The organism is Elizabethkingia occulta (assembly GCF_002023715.1).
In the GTDB taxonomy this organism is placed as follows: domain Bacteria; phylum Bacteroidota; class Bacteroidia; order Flavobacteriales; family Weeksellaceae; genus Elizabethkingia; species Elizabethkingia occulta.
In genome coordinates, this window is sequence record NZ_MAHX01000016.1 from 361929 (window position 1) to 381828 (window position 19900).

The 19900-nt window shown below is 35.8% G+C and carries 15 protein-coding genes; 5 read left to right on the plus strand and 10 right to left on the minus strand.

What is annotated here, in order from left to right; genetic code table 11:
* Nucleotides 1–361 precede the first annotated feature (361 nt).
* From bglX to BAZ10_RS12395, 5 genes are all read left to right on the plus strand, one after another.
* Nucleotides 362–2683: a beta-glucosidase BglX gene (gene bglX, locus BAZ10_RS12380; RefSeq protein WP_078772306.1), complete on the plus strand. Its 2322-nt coding sequence runs from the start codon at nt 362–364 to the stop codon at nt 2681–2683.
* A 160-nt stretch (nt 2684–2843) separates the two neighbouring features.
* Entirely contained in the window at nt 2844–2966 is a 123-nt protein-coding gene (locus BAZ10_RS19485) for a glycoside hydrolase family 30 beta sandwich domain-containing protein (RefSeq protein WP_394363738.1), read from the plus strand.
* Nucleotides 2967–2998: 32 nt separating this feature from the next.
* On the plus strand, nt 2999–5422 hold the full coding sequence (locus tag BAZ10_RS12385; RefSeq protein WP_078772307.1) for a beta-glucosidase: 2424 nt from the start codon (nt 2999–3001) through the stop codon (nt 5420–5422).
* Nucleotides 5423–5752: 330 nt separating this feature from the next.
* On the plus strand, nt 5753–8599 hold the full coding sequence (locus BAZ10_RS12390; RefSeq protein ID WP_078772308.1) for a carboxypeptidase-like regulatory domain-containing protein: 2847 nt from the start codon (nt 5753–5755) through the stop codon (nt 8597–8599).
* A 26-nt stretch (nt 8600–8625) separates the two neighbouring features.
* Nucleotides 8626–10032 carry a DUF5689 domain-containing protein gene (locus BAZ10_RS12395; RefSeq protein WP_078772309.1) on the plus strand — a complete coding sequence of 469 codons (1407 nt, stop codon included), beginning with the start codon at nt 8626–8628 and terminating at the stop codon, nt 10030–10032.
* Between the two features lie 477 nt (nt 10033–10509).
* Here BAZ10_RS12395 and BAZ10_RS12400 read toward each other — a convergent pair whose 3' ends face one another.
* The 10 genes from BAZ10_RS12400 to BAZ10_RS12445 all read right to left on the minus strand — a co-directional run bounded on the left by BAZ10_RS12400 (nt 10510) and on the right by BAZ10_RS12445 (nt 19845).
* Nucleotides 10510–10977, minus strand: a complete 468-nt coding sequence (locus tag BAZ10_RS12400) for a DUF6702 family protein (RefSeq protein WP_078772310.1) — start codon at nt 10975–10977, stop codon at nt 10510–10512.
* Between the two features lie 59 nt (nt 10978–11036).
* Nucleotides 11037–11768 carry an LOG family protein gene (locus BAZ10_RS12405; RefSeq protein WP_059325623.1) on the minus strand — a complete coding sequence of 244 codons (732 nt, stop codon included), beginning with the start codon at nt 11766–11768 and terminating at the stop codon, nt 11037–11039.
* Between the two features lie 12 nt (nt 11769–11780).
* A complete protein-coding gene (locus tag BAZ10_RS12410) occupies nt 11781–12494 on the minus strand; it encodes a nucleotidyltransferase family protein (RefSeq protein WP_078772311.1) in 714 nt (237 codons plus the stop codon).
* A gap of 3 nt (nt 12495–12497) precedes the next feature.
* A complete protein-coding gene (locus BAZ10_RS12415) occupies nt 12498–12899 on the minus strand; it encodes a RapZ C-terminal domain-containing protein (protein ID WP_078403008.1) in 402 nt (133 codons plus the stop codon).
* 75 nt (nt 12900–12974) lie between these two features.
* Nucleotides 12975–13358, minus strand: coding sequence for a GxxExxY protein (locus BAZ10_RS12420; RefSeq protein ID WP_078772312.1), 384 nt, complete (start codon nt 13356–13358; stop codon nt 12975–12977).
* Nucleotides 13359–13376: 18 nt separating this feature from the next.
* Nucleotides 13377–14396 (minus strand): aminoglycoside phosphotransferase family protein, encoded by a 1020-nt coding sequence (locus tag BAZ10_RS12425; RefSeq protein ID WP_078772313.1) that lies wholly within the window; start codon nt 14394–14396, stop codon nt 13377–13379.
* A gap of 122 nt (nt 14397–14518) precedes the next feature.
* Nucleotides 14519–15517 (minus strand): cation diffusion facilitator family transporter, encoded by a 999-nt coding sequence (locus tag BAZ10_RS12430; RefSeq protein ID WP_078772314.1) that lies wholly within the window; start codon nt 15515–15517, stop codon nt 14519–14521.
* Between the two features lie 71 nt (nt 15518–15588).
* Nucleotides 15589–16578: an aspartate-semialdehyde dehydrogenase gene (locus BAZ10_RS12435; protein ID WP_024563996.1), complete on the minus strand. Its 990-nt coding sequence runs from the start codon at nt 16576–16578 to the stop codon at nt 15589–15591.
* A 127-nt stretch (nt 16579–16705) separates the two neighbouring features.
* Complete coding sequence (locus tag BAZ10_RS12440) at nt 16706–17146, minus strand: hypothetical protein (RefSeq protein WP_078772315.1); 441 nt, start codon at nt 17144–17146, stop codon at nt 16706–16708.
* Between the two features lie 89 nt (nt 17147–17235).
* Entirely contained in the window at nt 17236–19845 is a 2610-nt protein-coding gene (locus BAZ10_RS12445; protein WP_078772316.1) for a TonB-dependent receptor, read from the minus strand.
* Nucleotides 19846–19900 lie beyond the last annotated feature (55 nt).

Sequence of the window (19900 nt, forward strand, 5' to 3'; positions counted from 1 at the left end):
ATAGACTACAGGAGACAAATTGTTCCATAATTACGTCTGAAATTCTTTATATGGTCTTTTAATGGACATCTTAATAATTTATATTTTTTATTAGTTCAAAATCTTCATAACAAGTGTTCTTATCTCATGGATTTTGGAAACTTATGTGATGAGCATAGCATTTTATTGATGAAAGCTTTTTACCATTCAATATGATCAAGAATAGCTTATGATCGGTATAAAATAGATTTCAAAGCGATGAATATTGTTTGTATAATTTTCATTTATTTAACATAATAATAGTAAATAAAATAAAAAAATAATTATTTTAAATAATAATTTGTAGATTTATTGTTGATGTGTAAAATAAAATAATTGAAATATGAAGAAAATAATAATTATAGCCGGGCTTATTCTTGCGCCTCTGTTTTCAGCACAGTTGGTACATCAGTTGGTACAAAGCTTTCAAACAACAGCTTATAATACTAAAAAGAAAACTTTTATTGACAAGCTTATTGCAGAAATGACACTGGATGAAAAGATAGGACAACTTAACTTATCTTCTTCCGGAGCCATCATTACTGGTCAGTTTGAAAGTAGTAGCCTTGGAAAAAAAATAGAAAAGGGTTCTATGGGCGGACTTTTTAACATTAAAGGTGTTGAAAAAATAAAAGCAGCTCAACGGTTAGCAGTAGAAAAAAGCCGTCTAAAGATTCCCATGATTTTTGGGATGGATGTTATTCATGGCTATGAAACAACATTCCCGATTCCGTTAGGACTTTCTGCTTCATGGGATATGGATCTTATTCAGAGGTCTGCACAGATTGCAGCACAGGAAGCCTCCGCAGGTGGTGTTAACTGGACGTTTTCACCAATGGTAGATGTTTCCAGAGAGCCAAGATGGGGCAGAGTTTCTGAAGGATCGGGAGAAGATCCATATCTTGGAAGCCAGATTGCAAAAGCCATGGTTTATGGTTATCAGGGAAAAGACCTTTCCTTTAAAAATACCATACTGGCATGCGTAAAACATTTTGCGTTGTATGGAGCTCCGGAAGGCGGTCGTGACTATAATACGGTTGATATGAGTCGTATAAGAATGTTCAACGAATATTTTCCTCCCTATAAAGCCGCTGTAGATGCCGGAGTAGGTTCTGTAATGGCTTCCTTTAATGAGGTTGACGGTATCCCGGCTACAGGTAACAAATGGTTGATGGATGATGTATTGCGTAAACAATGGGGCTTTAATGGTTTTATTGTAACGGATTTTACCGGAATCAATGAAATGGTACAACATGGAATGGGAGATCTGCAACAGGTCTCTGCTTTGGCAATGAATGCAGGTATTGATATGGATATGATTGGAGAAGGCTTCTTAACCACACTAAAAAAGTCTATAAGTGAAGGAAAAGTGACCGAACAGCAGATTACTACCGCAGCGAGAAGAATTCTGGAGGCTAAATATGATCTGGGACTTTTCGATGATCCTTACCGGTATATTGATGAAAAACGATCCGAGACCGAGATTTACACTAAGGCTAACCGTGAAGAAGCTAGAAATATAGCGGCTCAATCTATGGTTTTGCTTAAAAATGATAAGCAAATTCTGCCTCTGAAAACATCAGGAACGGTTGCTGTTATTGGACCTTTAGCCAATAATAATGAGAACATGACCGGAACCTGGAGTGTAATTTCCCGTATAAAAGAAGCGGTTTCTATGATGACAGGTCTTAAAGAAACGGTAAAAGGAGTTAATTTCATTTATGCAAAAGGAAGCAATGTTTTCTATGATGCTAAAATGGAAGCAAGGGCAACTATATTTGGAAAAACCGCTAACAGAGATAGCCGTTCCAAAGAAGAGTTGTTGAAAGAAGCCGTAGAAACGGCTAAAAAAGCAGATGTCGTGGTCTTGGCTATTGGAGAAACGGCAGAACTAAGCGGAGAATCTAGCTCCAGAACGAATATAGAGATTCCTCAGGCTCAGAAAGATTTATTGGCAGAGCTTAAAAAGACAGAAAAACCAATTGTGATGGTTCTTCTCACAGGACGTCCGTTGGTATTAAATGATGAAGCTAAACAAGCCGATGCCATCGTTAATGCATGGTTTGCGGGAAGTGAAGCCGGTTACGCAATTGCAGACGTATTGTATGGTAAAGTCAATCCATCCGGAAAATTACCAATGACATTTCCAAGGAGTGTAGGACAGATTCCAATCTATTACAATGCTAAAAATACAGGCCGCCCATTAAGCGATGATAAATCGGAAAAATGTGAGTTCGAGAAATTCAGATCTAACTATATAGATGAATGTAATACACCGCTTTTTCCGTTTGGTTATGGTCTTAGCTATACTTCGTTTGGATATTCAGATGTACAGTTGAGCAAGGCGCAACTAAGTGGTAACGATCAGTTAACCGCAAGTATAACATTGACGAATAATGGTAAATACGATGGAAATGAAGTGGTACAATTGTATATCCGTGATATGGTAGGCTCGGTGACACGTCCGGTAAAAGAGCTGAAAGGTTTCCAAAAAGTGTTTTTAAAGGCTGGAGAATCTAAAAAAGTAAGCTTTACAATTACACCGGAAGATCTGAAATTTTATAACTCGGAACTGAAGTATGATTGGGAGGCCGGAGAATTCGATATTATGATAGGAACAAACTCTCATGATGTAAAACATGCAAAAATAAACTGGAATAAATAGTAAGGAGCTTTTTCGTCAAAAATTATACGGATAGTAGTATTTTGAGAGTAATATGATCATTTTATTAAATAAATAAAGATGTGTTGTTGGTTTCAAAGTAAAAACAAAGCAAATGTTTTAGGTTTTTGTAAAGAAAACCTTAGTAGTAATTAGAGATAATATACTCGCATTCAGGAATCCCAATGGTCCCGTGGCAGTTATTACATATAATAATCAGGGTGACCCGAAACAATTTAATATAAAGGTTGGTCATCTTAATCCGAATCCTACATTAGAAAGTTAATCATTTAACAACATTTTAATTCAATATATAATATGAGAAAGAAAAATTTAAACTTTATTGAGCTTTTCAGGATAGCAAAAAATTTAGGACTACTTTTGGCTATTTTAGCTGGAGGAACCTATGCCACAGCGCAACATACGAAAGAAAAAGTAGCAAATAAAAAAATAAATCCATGGGAAGTTGCTAAGCTATCAGTGGATCAGCGTATAAACGAGATTGTTAAAGCAATGTCCAATGAGGACAAAGCAAATTTCCTTGTGGGAACCGGAATGCCGGGGCTTGGGGCATTTCTGGGACCTGTAGGTGATGTAAAAGAAGGTCGTGTTCCTGGAGCCGCTGGAGGGACTTATCCCATGGCTAAATTTGGAATTCCGACGGTAATAGTTGCGGATGGTCCTGCCGGTTTAAGAATTAATTCTAAAAGAGAAGGAGACAATAATACCTATTATGCTACCGCTTTTCCTGTAGGTACTGCATTAGCTTCTACATGGAATACCCAATTGCTTTACCAGGTGGGGAAAGCGATGGGGAACGAAACAAGAGAGTATGGGGTAGATGTTCTTTTAGCACCTGCACTCAATATACATAGAAACCCTCTGAACGGGCGTAATTTTGAATATTATTCCGAAGATCCTGTAGTTTCGGGTAAGGTTGCTGCAGCTGTTGTAAACGGAATCCAGTCTAATGGGGTAGGAACTTCTGTTAAACATTATGCTGCCAACAACGAAGAAACAAACAGATTAGCATTAAATGCACATATTTCTGAGAGAGCAATGCGTGAAATTTATCTAAAAGGTTTTGAAATTACAATTAAAGAATCCAAACCATGGACCGTAATGTCGGCTTATAACAAAATAAACGGTATTTATGCTTCTGAAAATAAAGATCTGTTAACTACAGTTTTGAGAGATGAATGGGGATATAAAGGAATTGTGATGACCGACTGGTTTGGTGGATTTAATGGGCTTGTGGATATACGGGATGGAAATTCTAACGTTGTTGCTCAGATGAATAGTGGAAACGACTTACTGATGCCAGGATTGCCCAAGCAAAAAAATGCTATTCTGGATGCTTTGAATTCTGGAAAAATAAGTCAGGAAACAGCAAACAGAAATGTGAGAAACATACTTCAATTGGTTTTTCGTTCACCATCATTTACAAATTACAAATATTCGAATAAACCAAACTCTGAAGCAAATGCAGAGATTACAAGAAATGCCGCAACAGAAGGCATGATACTTCTTAAAAATGATGAAAATACACTTCCTCATAATAATTCCTCAGGAAGTGTAGCATTATTCGGGGTTACATCTTATGCATGGATAACAGGAGGAACAGGTAGCGGAAGTGTAAACAACAAGCATACAGTTTCATTATTGGAAGGACTGAATAAAGCAGGATATAAGTTGGATGAAGAGTTAGTAACATTGTACAAACCTTTTGCTGAAAAAGAACTTGCAGCAGAAATGGAAAAACGAAAATCAAGAGGTATATTGGCGTTGCCTGGTAGGCTGAAAGAGATGGAATTTTCCGATGATGTTCTTCAGAAAAAAGCAGAAACAACTGATATTGCATTTCTTACTATTGGCAGGACTTCGGGCGAAGGAGGAGATAGAGCTGTAGATAATGATTTTAATCTTGCAGCAGATGAAGTTCAGCTTATTGATAAGGTAAGTAAAGCATTCCATGCAAAAGGGAAGAAAGTAGTTATTATTCTGAATATTGGTGGTGTTATTGAAACCGCATCGTGGAGAGATAAAGCAGATGCTATTTTATTAGCATGGCAGCCAGGGCAAGAGGGCGGACATTCTGTAGTCGACGTAGTTTCTGGTAAGGCAAATCCTTCAGGTAAACTTACGATGACTTTTCCTATTAAATATTCGGATATATCTTCTGCGAAAAACTTTCCGGGAACTCCTGTAGAAAAACCAACTGATGTTACATACGAAGAGGGAATATATGTTGGATACAGGTATTTTGATACTTTTAAAGTAAAGCCTTCCTACGAATTTGGGTATGGAAAATCTTATACAACTTTTGCATATTCTGATATTAAAGCAGATAAAAACGTTTTTAATAAAGAACTAACAGTAAAAGTTAAAATAACCAATACGGGAAAAGCTGCCGGAAAAGAAGTGGTACAACTATATCTTTCTGCTCCTGCAAAACAAATTGATAAACCGGTACAGGAACTAAAAGCATTTGCCAAGACTAAAAAATTAATGCCTGGCGAAAGCGAAGTATTAGAACTTAAATTAAGCACAAAAGATTTAGCTTCATTTGTCACATATAAAGGATCATGGATTGCCGAATCAGGAAATTATAAGGCATCTGTAGGAGCTTCGTCAGCAGATATTAAAGGTCAGGTTTTCTTTAGCCTTCCAAAAGAAATTGTTGTAGAAAAAGTAAAACGTGTATTCGCACCGGATTTGAAATTTGAAGATATGAAGCCCTGATGATAAAGATGTTGAAAAAATATTTTGTAAATGGAATTTGTAGATACTTTTCCATTATGAATATATTATGTTGACAGTTAGCTATCCTAAGAACTGTGTTGATTCTTAGGATGAGCAGATGAAATATGTAATGAAAGGAGGATGGTGTTTCATCCTCTTTGTATATATCGGAATATCGAGATTATTGATTCTTTAAACCGAACAATTTCATGTTAAATAAATCTTTAATTTTACATGACATCAATGGGGTGGCCTCATACCCTCCGCTAAATAAAATTACACTAAATTTGCGGAAAATGACCTCGATAATTACTAAACAATATTTAAGATATGATTAAAAAGCTATCATTGCTGTCATTGTTTACATTGCTGCCGGCATCTTTTTACTACGCACAAACTACTGCTTTTGCGTATATTAAAGATACTGCGGGGAAACCTGTAGAGAGTGCAGATGTAAGCATGAAAGGATCATCGTATAGTGTAACAGCGGACAAAATTGGATATTTCCAATTTGTAGGTCTGAAGCCGGGACACTATCAGATTACAGTTTCAAAGCCTCCTTTTGAATCTCAAATTGTAGAATTTGACGTTGAAGAAGGTAAAAAAAGACAGGATTTAGGTGTCATCAAATTATCCACTAATTTTAATGATATAGATCAGGGATTTACTATTCTTGATGACAGTGACCAGTCTGATGAGCTCAATAACCAGTCAACAGTTGGTTTGCTACAATCATCGAGAGATGTGTTTAGTAGTATCGCAGCATTTGATCTTGGATTTTACTGGTTCCGCCCGAGAGGGATTGATTCGAGGCTAGGGGAAAATATGATTAATGGTGTTTCTACCGCACGCCCGGATACGGGAATGGTAGATTTTAGTACGTGGGGTGGACTTAATGAAATTACACGTTATCCGGAAATCGCACTGAATCACAGTCCATCTGAATATGGTTTTGGTGGTGTTGGATCTGTATTTTATAAAAATACAAAGGCAAGTGACTACCGTAAAGGAAGCCAGTTAACTTATTCCCTGACCAACCGTAACTATAATAATAGATTATCATACAGGTTCTCTTCCGGAATGAATAAGAAAGGATGGGCCTTTACAGGTATGATTGCCAGAAGATGGGCACAGGAAGGTATACAGGATGGAACTTTCTACGATGCTATCAGTGGTTATCTTGGAGTTGAAAAGAAGATCAATGATAAACATACGGTAACACTTAATGCTATTGGCTCAGACTACAGAAGAAGTACATCCAGCCCGAATACTCAGGAAGTATATGATTACAGAGGTATTCATTATAATGCTTACTGGGGATGGCAAGATGGAAGAAAGCGTAGCGAAAGAGTAAAGACAGGATTTATGCCAATGATCCAGTTAACAGATTACTGGAAGATTAATAAAAAATCTGATTTATGGACAACTGTTTCTTACCAGTTCGGAAAAGAAAAAAGTTCCAGATTGGATTGGTATAAGGCCAATAATCCGTCTCCAATTTACTACAGAAATCTTCCAAGCTATTGGGAGAATTTAGATAAACCGAGTCTTTCGCAGCAGGAAAATCTTGCATTAACCAAAGACTGGTGGACGAATAACGATCAGGATCATACACAGATCAATTGGAACTCATTGTATAATGCTAATCTAAATGGACCGGTAGGAGAGAATGGAAGAAGAGCATTCTACTTTCTTGAGAATGATGTGAAGAACAACAAAATTTGGAATGTATCAACACATTATACCAATAATCTTACGGACAGAATGAAGTTAGTACTTAATCTGACCTATCAGAATTATTATTCTGAACAATATAGAGAGATTAAGGATTTATTAGGTGCTGACTATGCACTTAATATGGACCCTTTTGCTAAAACGGCCAGAGGAGGCAGCTTTAATACATTGGATTCAAATGTTAACAAAAAAGTAGGAGATAAATTCGGGTATGATTATATCTACAGACGTCAGGATATTAATTTCAATGCCGGACTGAAATTTTCAACGCCGAGAATCGATGGATTTGTTTCTGCTTTAGTAGGTTATTCAACAAATAACAGAGAAGGTCTTTTCCAACATTACTTATATAAGGATTCTTATGGTAAAGGCGCGGATCAAAATTTCTGGAATTTTGGTTTGAAAGGACAATTGACTTATAAGTTGAACGGAAGAATGTTCCTGATGTACAACGGAGCATACTATTCTCAGGCACCTTTCCTTAATGATATTTTTATCAACGCAAGAAATAGCAATGCCGTTTCTCCAAATATTCAGAGTACTATCATTAACGCAAATGATTTAAGTTATATAATTTCAGCGCCAAGCTTTAAATTAAGATTAACAGGTTATTTGATTAATACAATGAATGACACCAATGTACAGCGTTATTTTGCAAATGGAATAAGCTTTAATACATTGGACGATGCAGGACAGGAGATACAAGGTGACAATCAGGCAATGGTTACCCAAGTATTATCTAATGTGAATACAAGAAATATGGGTGTAGAATTGGGTATTCAGGTAAAGATTACCCCAACTCTTACAGCTAGTGGTTTGGCAAGTATTGGACAGTATACTTATACAAACAATCCAAAGCTTTATTTTGCCTCCGATGCAATGGGAGTTTTCTATGATTATAACAAACAAGGTGAACTTGTGAGATCTGAATATAAAAATCTTGGAGAATCTTATCTTAAAGATTATAAAGTAGGAGGAACACCGCAACAGGCATTCTCGGTAGGTTTAAGATACAGTAGTCCAAAATACTGGTGGATTAGCGGTAACTGGAATTATCTACGTGATGGTTATTTAGATCCATCTCCTGCAACCAGAACAGATTCATTTATCTATAATCCGAATACACCAGGAGTACCATATGATGATGTTAATGAAGTAGAGCTAAGACGAGTGCTGAAGCAGGTACAACTACCAGATGCATTTTTCCTGAACGCAAGTGCTGGGAAATCCTGGATTATAGGGAAATATTATTTTGTAATTTCTGGAACCGTTAATAATATTCTAAATAACCATAAATATATTACAGGCGGTTTTGAACAGACAAGGTACATTAATTATAAAGATTATGTTGCTGATTTTGATAGAAATACTTCAAACTTTGCTCCTAAGTATTTCTACTCACAGGGAAGATCTTATTTCTTCAATGTCCAGTTACGTTTCTAATTTCTAATCAATTTAAATAAAAAAAAATGAACCATATATCATATTTTAAATCATTTATTATCGCGACTTTAGGCATAACAGCTCTTAATTCGTGTGTTAAGAGTGATGATTATTCAGTTCCTACAATTGCTTGTACAGATAGATTTCCAGCAACTAATCATGCATTGTCCGATCTGCCAGCTATTGCAAAAGTGAAGCCTGCACAAGCAGATATTATTAAGGAAGATTATATTGTAGAAGCTTATGTATCCTCTTCAGACCAATCCGGGAATATTTACAAAGCATTGTATGTTCAGGACAAGCCTGAAAATCCTACACAAGCAGTTGAAATAGACATTGATGGATCAAATCAGTATGTTAATTACCCATTAGGCTCTAAAATAAGACTTAATCTTAAAGGGTTAGTGGTGCAGGCGACTAGTAATAATGTTAAAATTGGGACTTATGATCCCGATTATGCTATTGGAAGAATTAATCCAAATAGATTATCAGATTATATTGCGCGAGTTTGTGGAACTGAAGGGAAGGCTGTAATTAGTCAGATGGTGCCAGTAGTATTTGATAATATTACCGATGCTTTGCAACCTCAGAATGTCAATAAATTGATTACGATTAAAGGAGTGCAATTTGATGATGCTGAGTTGTCTAAGACCTTTAGTGATGCTGATAAAACTGGAGACAGATATATTGTAGATCCTAAAGGCAACAAATTAGATCTTAGATTTAGTAATTATGCCAATTTCTCAACAGAGAAAATTTCTCCTAATTATGTGAAGAGTGGTGATATTACGATGATTCTTAGCAGATATAATACAACATATCAGGCATATCTTAGAGATCTTAAAGATCTTAACCTTACAAAAGACAGATTCACTGTTGAAGTAACTCCTCCTGATACAGTAACTCCTCCGGCAGCTAATGCAGCATGGCTATTTAAAGGAGCAGATTTTGAAAACTGGAATGATTTCATTGCTGCTTTGGATGGTAATGGCGTAAAACCATATGTTTCTCAAGCAGTAGGTAAAGGGATGAATGGAGGTAATGCTTTATTAATCAATACACCGGCAACAGGAAGCAATGATTATGTATTTACAGTTAGATCTGGAGCAGGGTATCCTGCTGCACCAAAAAGAATTACTTTCTATATGAATGGTACAGCTGCGGGTAATGGATTATCCTTCAATGTATACGATGCGGCGAGTAAGTATACGCCATTTAATTCCGGAGATGTAACAGGAAGTGTACAGCTTACAGCTGCAATAACTAACGGTTATGGCGGGAGTGTCGATACAAAAGGTAAATGGATTCTAGTAGCATTAGATCTAAGTACAATGCCAAGTGTTAATACGAAAGCCGGATCAAATATATTTGCATTTAAAATAGGAAAATCAGGAACTTATAATCTACTTATAGATAACCTTAAAATAGAATAATATATCTGATTATATAAAGAGTAAAACCGGAAGAAAAATGTCTTCCGGTTTTTTATTTTAATATTTAATGTTAAAGAGTTCTCATATTGTTAGGAACAGCTATAGATCTAAGAAAGATATAGAACAAATTTTACTATTATGAGATAGCATTCCTCCCGTAGCTTTAGTCTAATTTTCTGGCTTTTAATATAGTTCATCGTAATGAATAAGGAGCTCCGTTAGGAGCTTGACCTCTATAGGCTATAATTATGAAAATACAAAGCGTTCCGGAGGAACGCTATATGAAATCAGAAATTAAAAAATCATTCAGAATAAAAAATAAAACCTTCAGATTATAACTGAGAGAAGGATAATAACTTTTATTTTCATATTAGCTCCCACAATAAAATTATCAGAGCAGAATGTTAAGTTGGTAAATGGATATAAAAATACCCGAACCAAAAAGTTCGGGTGTTTGTTATTATAGTTCTTTTAATTTTAGAAAGCAGCTTCATTTACTTCTTTACCTCTTTGAAAAGTCATTGTTTTCTGCTTACCTTTATAAGAAACGGTTACCAGATTCATCTGGCTGGAAAACTCATTCAGAAGTATTGTGTTTTTAATTTTTATAGTACTTATATTTCCTATGCCTGAAGCCTCAAAATATACCCAAACTGCTTCACCATTTACCTGGCTTCCGGTATATGTAAGCCTAACAGGAGCTCCGTTTACACTAGTACTAAAGTTAGCGTTTACATAATTTTTAGCAGCGTTATCAAAACTCCCGCTTTTAGAATCCATTTTAAGAGCCTGCTCTAAATCTGAAGCGTTCATTTTGGTAGTGAACTTCAGAACTCCGTTCGCTTCATTATAATCTACTTTGGTCATAGAAGAATGGAATTCCATAAAACTAAATGCGAAAATTAGCAATGATAATATGCCTAATGTTCCTAATAACTTTTTCATTTTAAGAGAATTAATTTCATTTCCAAATAATAAGAGTCAAAATATATGCCACAAATTAACTAAAAATTAACACTAATTGCATATTTTTCGTAGAATGCCTTGATATGGGCAACAGCGTCATCCGCATTGTCTACAATTCTGTAAAGATTAAGATCTTCTTCTGAAATAAGGCCGTTTTTAAGCAATGAACTTTTAAACCAGTCTATTAAGCCTCCCCAGAACTCGCTTCCAACCAATACAATAGGGAATCGTCCGATTTTATTGGTCTGAATAAGAGTAAGGGCTTCCATTAGCTCATCTAGTGTTCCAAAACCTCCAGGCATAACAATGAATCCCTGAGAGTATTTTACGAACATTACTTTTCTTACAAAGAAATAATCGTAATCCATATTATAACCATTGTCAATGTATGGATTAAAATGCTGTTCAAAAGGGAGGTCTATATTCAGCCCGATAGATTTTCCATGCCCGAATGCACCACGATTTCCTGCTTCCATAATTCCGGGGCCACCACCAGTGATAACTCCAAATCCTAATTCGGTTATTTTTTCGGCTATTTCAGTAGCCATTTGATAATATTTGTGGTCTTCCTTCAGCCTTGCAGAGCCGAAGATAGAAACACATGGACCTATTTCCGTCATTTTTTCAAATCCGGAAACAAATTCAGCCATGATTTTAAAAACCATCCAGCTGTCCTTAGTTAGTTTCTCGTCCCAGCTTTTCTGGCGAAAACTTTCTTTTACTCTTTCGTCTAAAATAATATCGTTTTTAGGTGTATCTTTCTTTTTCATGTGTCTACATTTTTATTTAAAATATTCTTCCGCCAACAGAATACTCTCCGGCTTTCCAACATCTACAAGATATGCATCGTGAATATAACCATTGATTCTTTCTGTCATCATAAAGTCCAGGTATTCCTCCATAATGGAGAATTTTCCGGTACGTTTTATTTTATCAAAAATAAGAGAATTAATGCAATGGATTCCACTGAATGCTAAGGGGCGGAAGCCTTTGTTGAATTCTGCAAGCTTTTGTTCTCCGGTATTGGTGTTCATCCAGCCTTTTAATACCATAGAATCGTCGAAAAGTAATTTTCTGCTACTTTCTCTGTCTGAAACAGCAAGAGTAACAAAATCTTCGTGCTCTTTGTGGAAGTTAATAAATTCTGTAATATTCAGATCAGTTAAAATATCCACATTCATAATAAGAAAACATTCTTCCTTTTCCAGAAAAGGTTTTGCAAACATTAAGCCACCTCCGGTTTCTAATAATAGTTCGCTTTCATCGGATATTTCTATCTGTGCTCCAAAGTTATTTTTTTCTTTCAGAAAATCAACAATTTGTTCTCCAAAATGGTGAATATTAATTACAAAATTATTGATACCAAAAGACTGTAGATAATTGATGTTACGTTCTAATAATGTAATTCCGTTTACCTTGGCCAAAGCTTTCGGATGTGCATCCGTAAATGGCTTTAGACGAGTGCCTTTTCCTGCCGCAAAAAGTAAAGCTTTCATAGTTTAGTTCAATTGAGGTTGCTCATCATGATGCAGGATAACATTTGCCTGTGGGTATTTTTCACGTATAAATGCAGCTGTTTTTATAGCTGAATATACGGATCTGTGCTGCCCGCCAGTACAGCCGAAGTTGATTTGCAGATTCTCGAATCCACGTGCCAGGTAATCATCGATATTAATAGAAACAATGCTAAAAACTGAATTCAGAAAATCCTGAATCTTGGTTTTTTCTTCCAAATATTCCTGTACAGGAATATCGTTTCCGGTTTGTTGTTTGTATTCTTCAATTCTGCCCGGATTTAGTATTCCGCGGCAATCGAATACGAAACCACCTCCGTTACCGGAATTGTCTTTCGGAATACCTCCTTTTTTATATGAAAAACTATGTACTTCGATATTTAACATTTTATAATATATTATTTTTAATCATTAAGATATTTAGAGAATTAAGCTTTATTAATCAGGTAATGCCGTGAAATATTAATTAACCATTGGGATTGCTGACTTTGTTATATTATCTGTATAAAAATTAATAAGTAGTCCCTGAGGCTTTTGAAGGATTTTCATATAATAGAGCAACTGTGCCTGATGTACAGGCTTAATCTCATCAACAGTTTTTAATTCAATACAAATTAAATCATTTACAAGTAAATCTAACCTTAGTTCTGTGTCAAAATATAAATCGTCATAAATAATAGGTGCAATAATTTGTTGCTTTACCTCATATCCATTTTTTTCCAATTCGTATTTCAGACATTTTTCATAAATGCTTTCTAATAAACCAGGTCCCAAATTCTTATGCACCTTGATTGCACAACCAAGGATATCGTAAGAGAGTGTAGTTATATCTTTTTTTGTTAGCATCTAAATTTTCTTAATTACTTAATGGTTAGATAACTTAATGATTTTCTGATTTATAATTGGCGATGAAAGCTGCATTATTATTTTTTGTAATTCCGGATATTTTTGAAGCTCTGTCCAGTTTTCAGAAAGATAAGTAACGTTTTCTATTCCGCGTGGAATACTCTCTATAAAGTGTTTTTTCCGTTGAATAATGCCACGGAAACCATATGCTCCTAATACCTGAAGGAAACGCATGAGTTTGCAGTAGTTTACGGCCTCTTTGAAAGAATCTTCAGAATAGGAATCTTTGTTCGAAGCTAAATATTCGGAAAGAAACTCATTTTTCCATTCTGCAGAAAAGTTTGCTTTGGCCTGAAAAAGAAATGAAACAAGATCATAAGTAGCAGGTCCCAACATTGCTGCCTGGTAATCGATAAAATAAATTTCTTCCTGATCATCGACCATAATATTCCTGGCCTGGAAATCCCGCATCATAACCGTGTGTGGCTGAAGTGACTGAACTTTGTCAGAAATGTGTTTGAACTCCTTTAATATTTTTCCTTTATGGTAGTCGATTTCCAGTACATCAACCAGAAAGTTTTTGAAGTAATAAAGATCATGGGTTATAGGAAAACTATCATATGCCTCATATTCGTAGGCATGTGAGAAGTCTATATTTCCTGATGTTTTCTGTTGAAAATTGCTTAATGCTTTAATTGTCTTACCAACTAAATTTTTTACCCTTTCGCTGTGTCCTTCTTTTGTGATAACTTCGGATAAAGTATTGGAGCCAACATATTGTTGAAGATAAAGATTTCTCTCAGCGTTGATTGCATAAATTTCCGGTACGCGAAGCTGTAAATTGCGAAAGGCATTTGTCAGATAGAAGAAACTCTCATTCTCATCAATTTTCTCGTTGAAAGTAAGGATATACTTTTTATCAGATGTTTCAACAATTAGATTCTGGCGGGCAGAGCCACTCTGTTGAAGAGGGGTTATTGTAAAGTCCGAATGTCCAAAATAATCTTCTAAAAATTTCTGAAATAGTTCTTCTCGCATAGTCTGATCTCCTTACAAATATACTAAATGATATTTATAGAAGCGGAAGCAGAGCGATATAGATGTATTAAATAATGTTTTTAAAAGCTTTTTGTTATCAGTAATTAATAGTTATTATTGGTTTAGACGGTATGTTTTTGTATTTGGCTGATGTTTTTAATAGTCCATTCGATTTTTTTCTCAAATGGAAACTCACGAACAGGACAATTACTAATTTGGCATACAGAGCAGGAAATAGGCTTACAATCGTCCATATGGAAATTGAATTCTATTTGTCGATCCAAATTTTTGGCAAGTAAGACGAGTACTTTTTCCATTTCGTTATGAGCCTCCCTTAGACTGTAATACCACGGCAAAGTAATATGAGCATCGATATGAAGATTGGCTCCATATTGCTGAATTTTCATATTATGAATATCTATCCACTGTGGTTGTCGGTTGGCTAGTAATATTGCAGTGATTTCTTTTAAAAGCTTATCATCAGTCTCGTCCATAATTCCGCTTAGCGCTTTACGGACAATCTGATAACCAATAAAAATAATATAAGACCCGAATATTAGTGCTACAGCACTGTCTATCCAGTACCAGTGTGTAAAGTGTACAATGACTAAACTTATAACAACTCCCAGAGTAGTAATAGTATCGGATTGTAAATGTTTCCCGGATGCAATAAGTACCAGAGAATTTTCTCTCTTTCCTTTTATCAAAGAATACCAACCAAGTCCATAATTAATAAGTCCGGTTATAAGTACTATGAAGATTCCCCAGTCGAGATCTTTTACGTGATTTCCTTTAATTAAGCTATTACTGGACTGAACGATAATTAGTATGCCGGCAATAATAATGAGTAATCCTTCCACACCGGAGGTTATAAATTCTACTTTTCCGTGTCCGTAAGGGTGTTCTTTATCTTTTGGTTTTGCGGCTAAATATAATGAGTACAGGCCTAAAAATGCACTCACAATATTAACTATACTTTCCATGGCATCGGAAAATACAGCGTCTGAGTTTGTTAGTTGCCAAGCAACTAGTTTGCCTATAAATAATATAATTCCGGCGAAAGCAATAGCCCGCTGAAAAGCAAGCTTACTAATATCTTTATTGACTGTCTCCTCTTTCATCAATTGATATATTATGGTAAAAAATATATTACAAAAATAAGGCATCTTAAGAAGATGCCTTGGTTTTTATTTTATACTAGCTCGTTTGCCACCAGATACTCTGCTATCTGTACAGCATTTGTAGCTGCACCTTTTCTGAGATTGTCTGCAACAATCCACAGATTTAGCGTTTTAGGCTGAGAAAGGTCTCTTCTGATTCTTCCTACGAAAACTTCATCTTTTCCTTCAGCTTCCAATGGCATTGGGTAGACTTTGTTTTGTACATCGTCTAACACAACAACTCCCGGAGTTTCTGAAAGAATCTGACGAACTTCCTGAAGATCGAATTCGTTTTCGAACTCGATGTTTACACTTTCAGAGTGTCCACCTTGTACTGGTACTCTTACCGCAGTAGCTGTTAGACTGAAAGTATCGTCACCCATGATTTTCTTAGGCTCTTTCATTAACTTGATCTCCTCCTTTGTATAATCATCATCAGCGAATACATCACAATGAGGTAAAGCATTTTTGAAAATCTGATAAGGGTAAACCATTTGTGGAGTTTCACCTTTAATTTCAGCGTTTAACTGGTCTACAGCATCTTTACCAGTTCCGGTTACAGATTGGTAAGTAGATACAATAACTCTTCTGATATCGTATTTTTTATTCAGTGGAGCTAATACCATTACTAACTGAATTGTAGAGCAGTTAGGGTTAGCAATAATTTTGTCTTCTTTCGTCAATACATTAGCATTGATTTCCGGAACAACTAATTTTTTATCAACTTCCATTCTCCATGCTGAAGAATTGTCAATTACTGTTGTGCCTGCCTCAGCAAACTTAGGTGCAAACTGTTTGGATGTTTCTCCCCCTGCTGAAAACAGAGCGATCTCAGGTTTTCGGTCAATAGCTTCCTGCATGCTTACAATAGCATATTCCTGACCTTTGAAAGTAATTTTCTTTCCTACAGATCTCTCAGATGCTACAGGAATCAATTCAGTTATCGGAAGATTTCTCTCTTCCAAAACTTTCAGCATAACCTGGCCAACCATCCCGGTTGCGCCGACAACAGCGATTTTCATTTTAAAGTATGATATATTGGTTAAATAATTGTCAAAATTAAGAAATAAAAGCTTAATACTTAATATATGACAGTAAATAGGCGATAGTTTTTAGCTATCGGCATTCTTTGCTGCTGATAAGTTATAGTTAAGCTCCCATTAATTTTGCCCATGGTAAAGCAAACGCAAAAAGCGCAATTGCAAGGACTGCTAATACGACCATTCCCATGGTAATTGTATCGTTTGCTTTAACTTTCTTATTCAGAATAGTCATCAGTACAGCAGCAATAAGCATAGAGAACGGGTGTTCTATATAAGTGAATCTTAATGCCGAGTTTTTCATCAATCCGCCCATACCCATCGCTTTGATGGTATCCATAAAGCCGGAGGTTCCAACAAGCATAATAATACCGATAAGAAACTGAATGTGGAAGAAGATCATTACGAATAGAGTTGATTTTCTCAGTAATTTGGAGATTTTACCAGAGTATCCAAGTATCACCGTAAGTAATGCAATGATAAAAAGAAGCACTAATAGCAACTCCAGATAAGCGAAGCCTTTGTGTGCGTTTAAAAAAATATTGTGCATAATCTAAATTTAAATGTGAACAAATATAACAAAACCCGCCGAGATTGGCGGGTTTAATTGATTATCATTCAGATGATTTTTAACCAATGTTAGAATCTGAAAGTAGCTGCGGCTGACCAGGTTCTTCCGAAACCTAAGAATCCTGTATTGCCATCTGCAACACCTTGATATACTCTTCCTGCTTCCTGATATGTTTTACCAGCATCCGGACCATTTGCAATTTTATCAGTCGTGTAGATGTTAGAGCTTAGCTCAGAGATATAATACTTATTGAATAAGTTGTATACATTAACTCTTAAAGTTAAAGATCTTTTCTGATCGATAGTAAACTTATAAGCAGCACCTACATCGAATAAATTATAGCTTGGTAATTTTACAACGCCTTTGTCTCTTGCAGCTGCTGTAAGGAAGTTAATCGGATTAAACTGTGCATATAATTTGTCATAATATTCCCAGTTTGCATCAATACTAAATGCCTTGGTAATGTTATAATCAGCTCCGATGCTTGCTGTTGTTTGTGCAGCATCACCCACTTTTAGGTCTTTGATGTTTATTGTTCCTGTTGCTCCCGGAACTTCCTGGTTGCTTAGGACATCGATGATGTTGAAGTTTGCATTTCCTTTGTACTTCCAGTTACCAACAGAAAGCATACCCCTAAGTCTAAGGTTAGAAAATGGTCTTGCTTTAGCCTCTAATTCAACTCCCTGGTGAAGTTGTCCCACGTTCAAAGCGTTATAGAAATAAGAGTTTCCTAACTGTAACTGAGAGAAGTTTGCAACATCTCCAGCAGTAGCATTGAATGTTCTTGTAATAAATCTGTCATCCCACTGTGTTCTGTAAGCATTAATGTTAATATCTACATAACGGGATTTGAATCCGTAACCTAGTTCTATTGAGAAAATTCTTTCGTTTTTTACATCTTTATAGACATTCTGGTTAGTCGGGAATAAAGCACTAAATAGTGGTTGTTTGGAAATAATACCTGTATTGAAGAATACGTTATGATGCTCATCTATATTATAGTTAGCTCCACCTTTTACGATATAACCAGTTTTGTTATACCATTTCGTTTCCTGGCTTTCCGGTGTGTACAACATATAATCTCTTCGCTTATAATATTGCTTGGAAACGGAACCTTGAAGTGATGCACTTAGTTTTTCATCAGAATACTCAACCATTCCATATGCTCCAGCCCATCTTACCAATCCTTCATTGTATATGGATACCTTTTGAACATTGTTTAGGTTTGTGATAGCTTCCGGTTTTACTATTTTATTAATATAATAACCATTAGGAGAGTTAACAGTCTTTGGAACAAAGAATGCATCAGAACCTAACATGTCTGTAACGATATCATATAGAGCTCCTTTGTAAGTTTTAAGATCTATACCTCCGTTGAATGTCCAGTTGTTTTTCTTATAATTAAGGTCTGCAATAGCACCATACCAATCGTGTGCATTGATACTTTGTTTTCTTACAATGCCACTTGTACCATTTAATGTTGCTACGTATTTTCCGTTATAATCAGTTGGTTGTCCTGGTTGTGCAGTGAAGGTTCCCTTTTGGAATGTATTTCCGTTGTAATCAGTTACCATACCTCCTCTGTTGTAACGATAGATCATATCCCAGTTGATTGTACCATCACCGCCCGGACCATAGTTCATGAAATTCATGGTCTGGTTATTGCCATTCTTAATATTACCGTTCAATCCGGTACCACCACCACCGCGGCCCCAAGAAGCATAAACTACTGTTGAAAGTTTTAATGCATCATTAATAGTCCAGTCCCAGTTAATTGAAGCGATTGGTTTGTGGTAGAAATTAGGTGCTAAATTGAATTGAGATCCATTTAGTATTCCTGTTTGTGGATTGTATCTTCTTCCGTATGTATCTAATTGACGTAATGTCGCTACATTAGCTCCTGTTGCAGAAGATCTTCTGGTATCGTGTACCTGTGGTGCTCCTGTTGCAATAATATTGAAAGCATGTTTTTCATTTGGCTTGTAACCTACAGAGAAAAACCATGAATAACCTTCTCCTTTTGTCCCGTTAATATAACCGTCACCTTGCCAACGAGAAAGTAATACAGTCGTTCCCCACTTGTTTTTTAAGCCTGAAGAATACATGGCTGATAATCTTGAATAGCTATCATTACCTACTTCTGCTTTTACCATTGCCTTTTGCTCCGAATCTGTAGCTTTAGTTACAATGTTAATGGTTCCTCCTACGGATGGAACCACAAATTTAGATGCTCCAAGACCTCTCTGAATCTGAATAGAGCTGGCAATATCTGCTAAACCAGTCCAGTTGGACCAGTATACAGCACCACTCTGCATATCATTTACAGGTTGTCCATTGATGATTACCGCAATGTTGGTAGCATCAAAACCTCTCATGTTAATTCTGCTGTCGCCGAATCCACCACCTACTTTGGTTACATAAACAGATGGCGTTGACTTCATAATTTCAGGAAACTCTCTGTTTCCCAATTTTTCCTGAATTTCCGTTGCCTTAATTGTGGAAACTGCAACAGGTGTTTTTCTTTCTTTAGCAACCTGTGTAAGGTTTCTTCCTACTAAAACTACCTCGTCAATAGACTTAGATTTTTCTAGAGAATCCTTAGTTTTTTGTGCGTAATACACACTGGCTGTGGATAATACAAGAGCCGTAATTAATGGCTTTTTGAAATTAATGTTCATAAATAACAGTGTTGATTTTTAACGCTGCAAATATGAGTATTTATTCTTTAACATT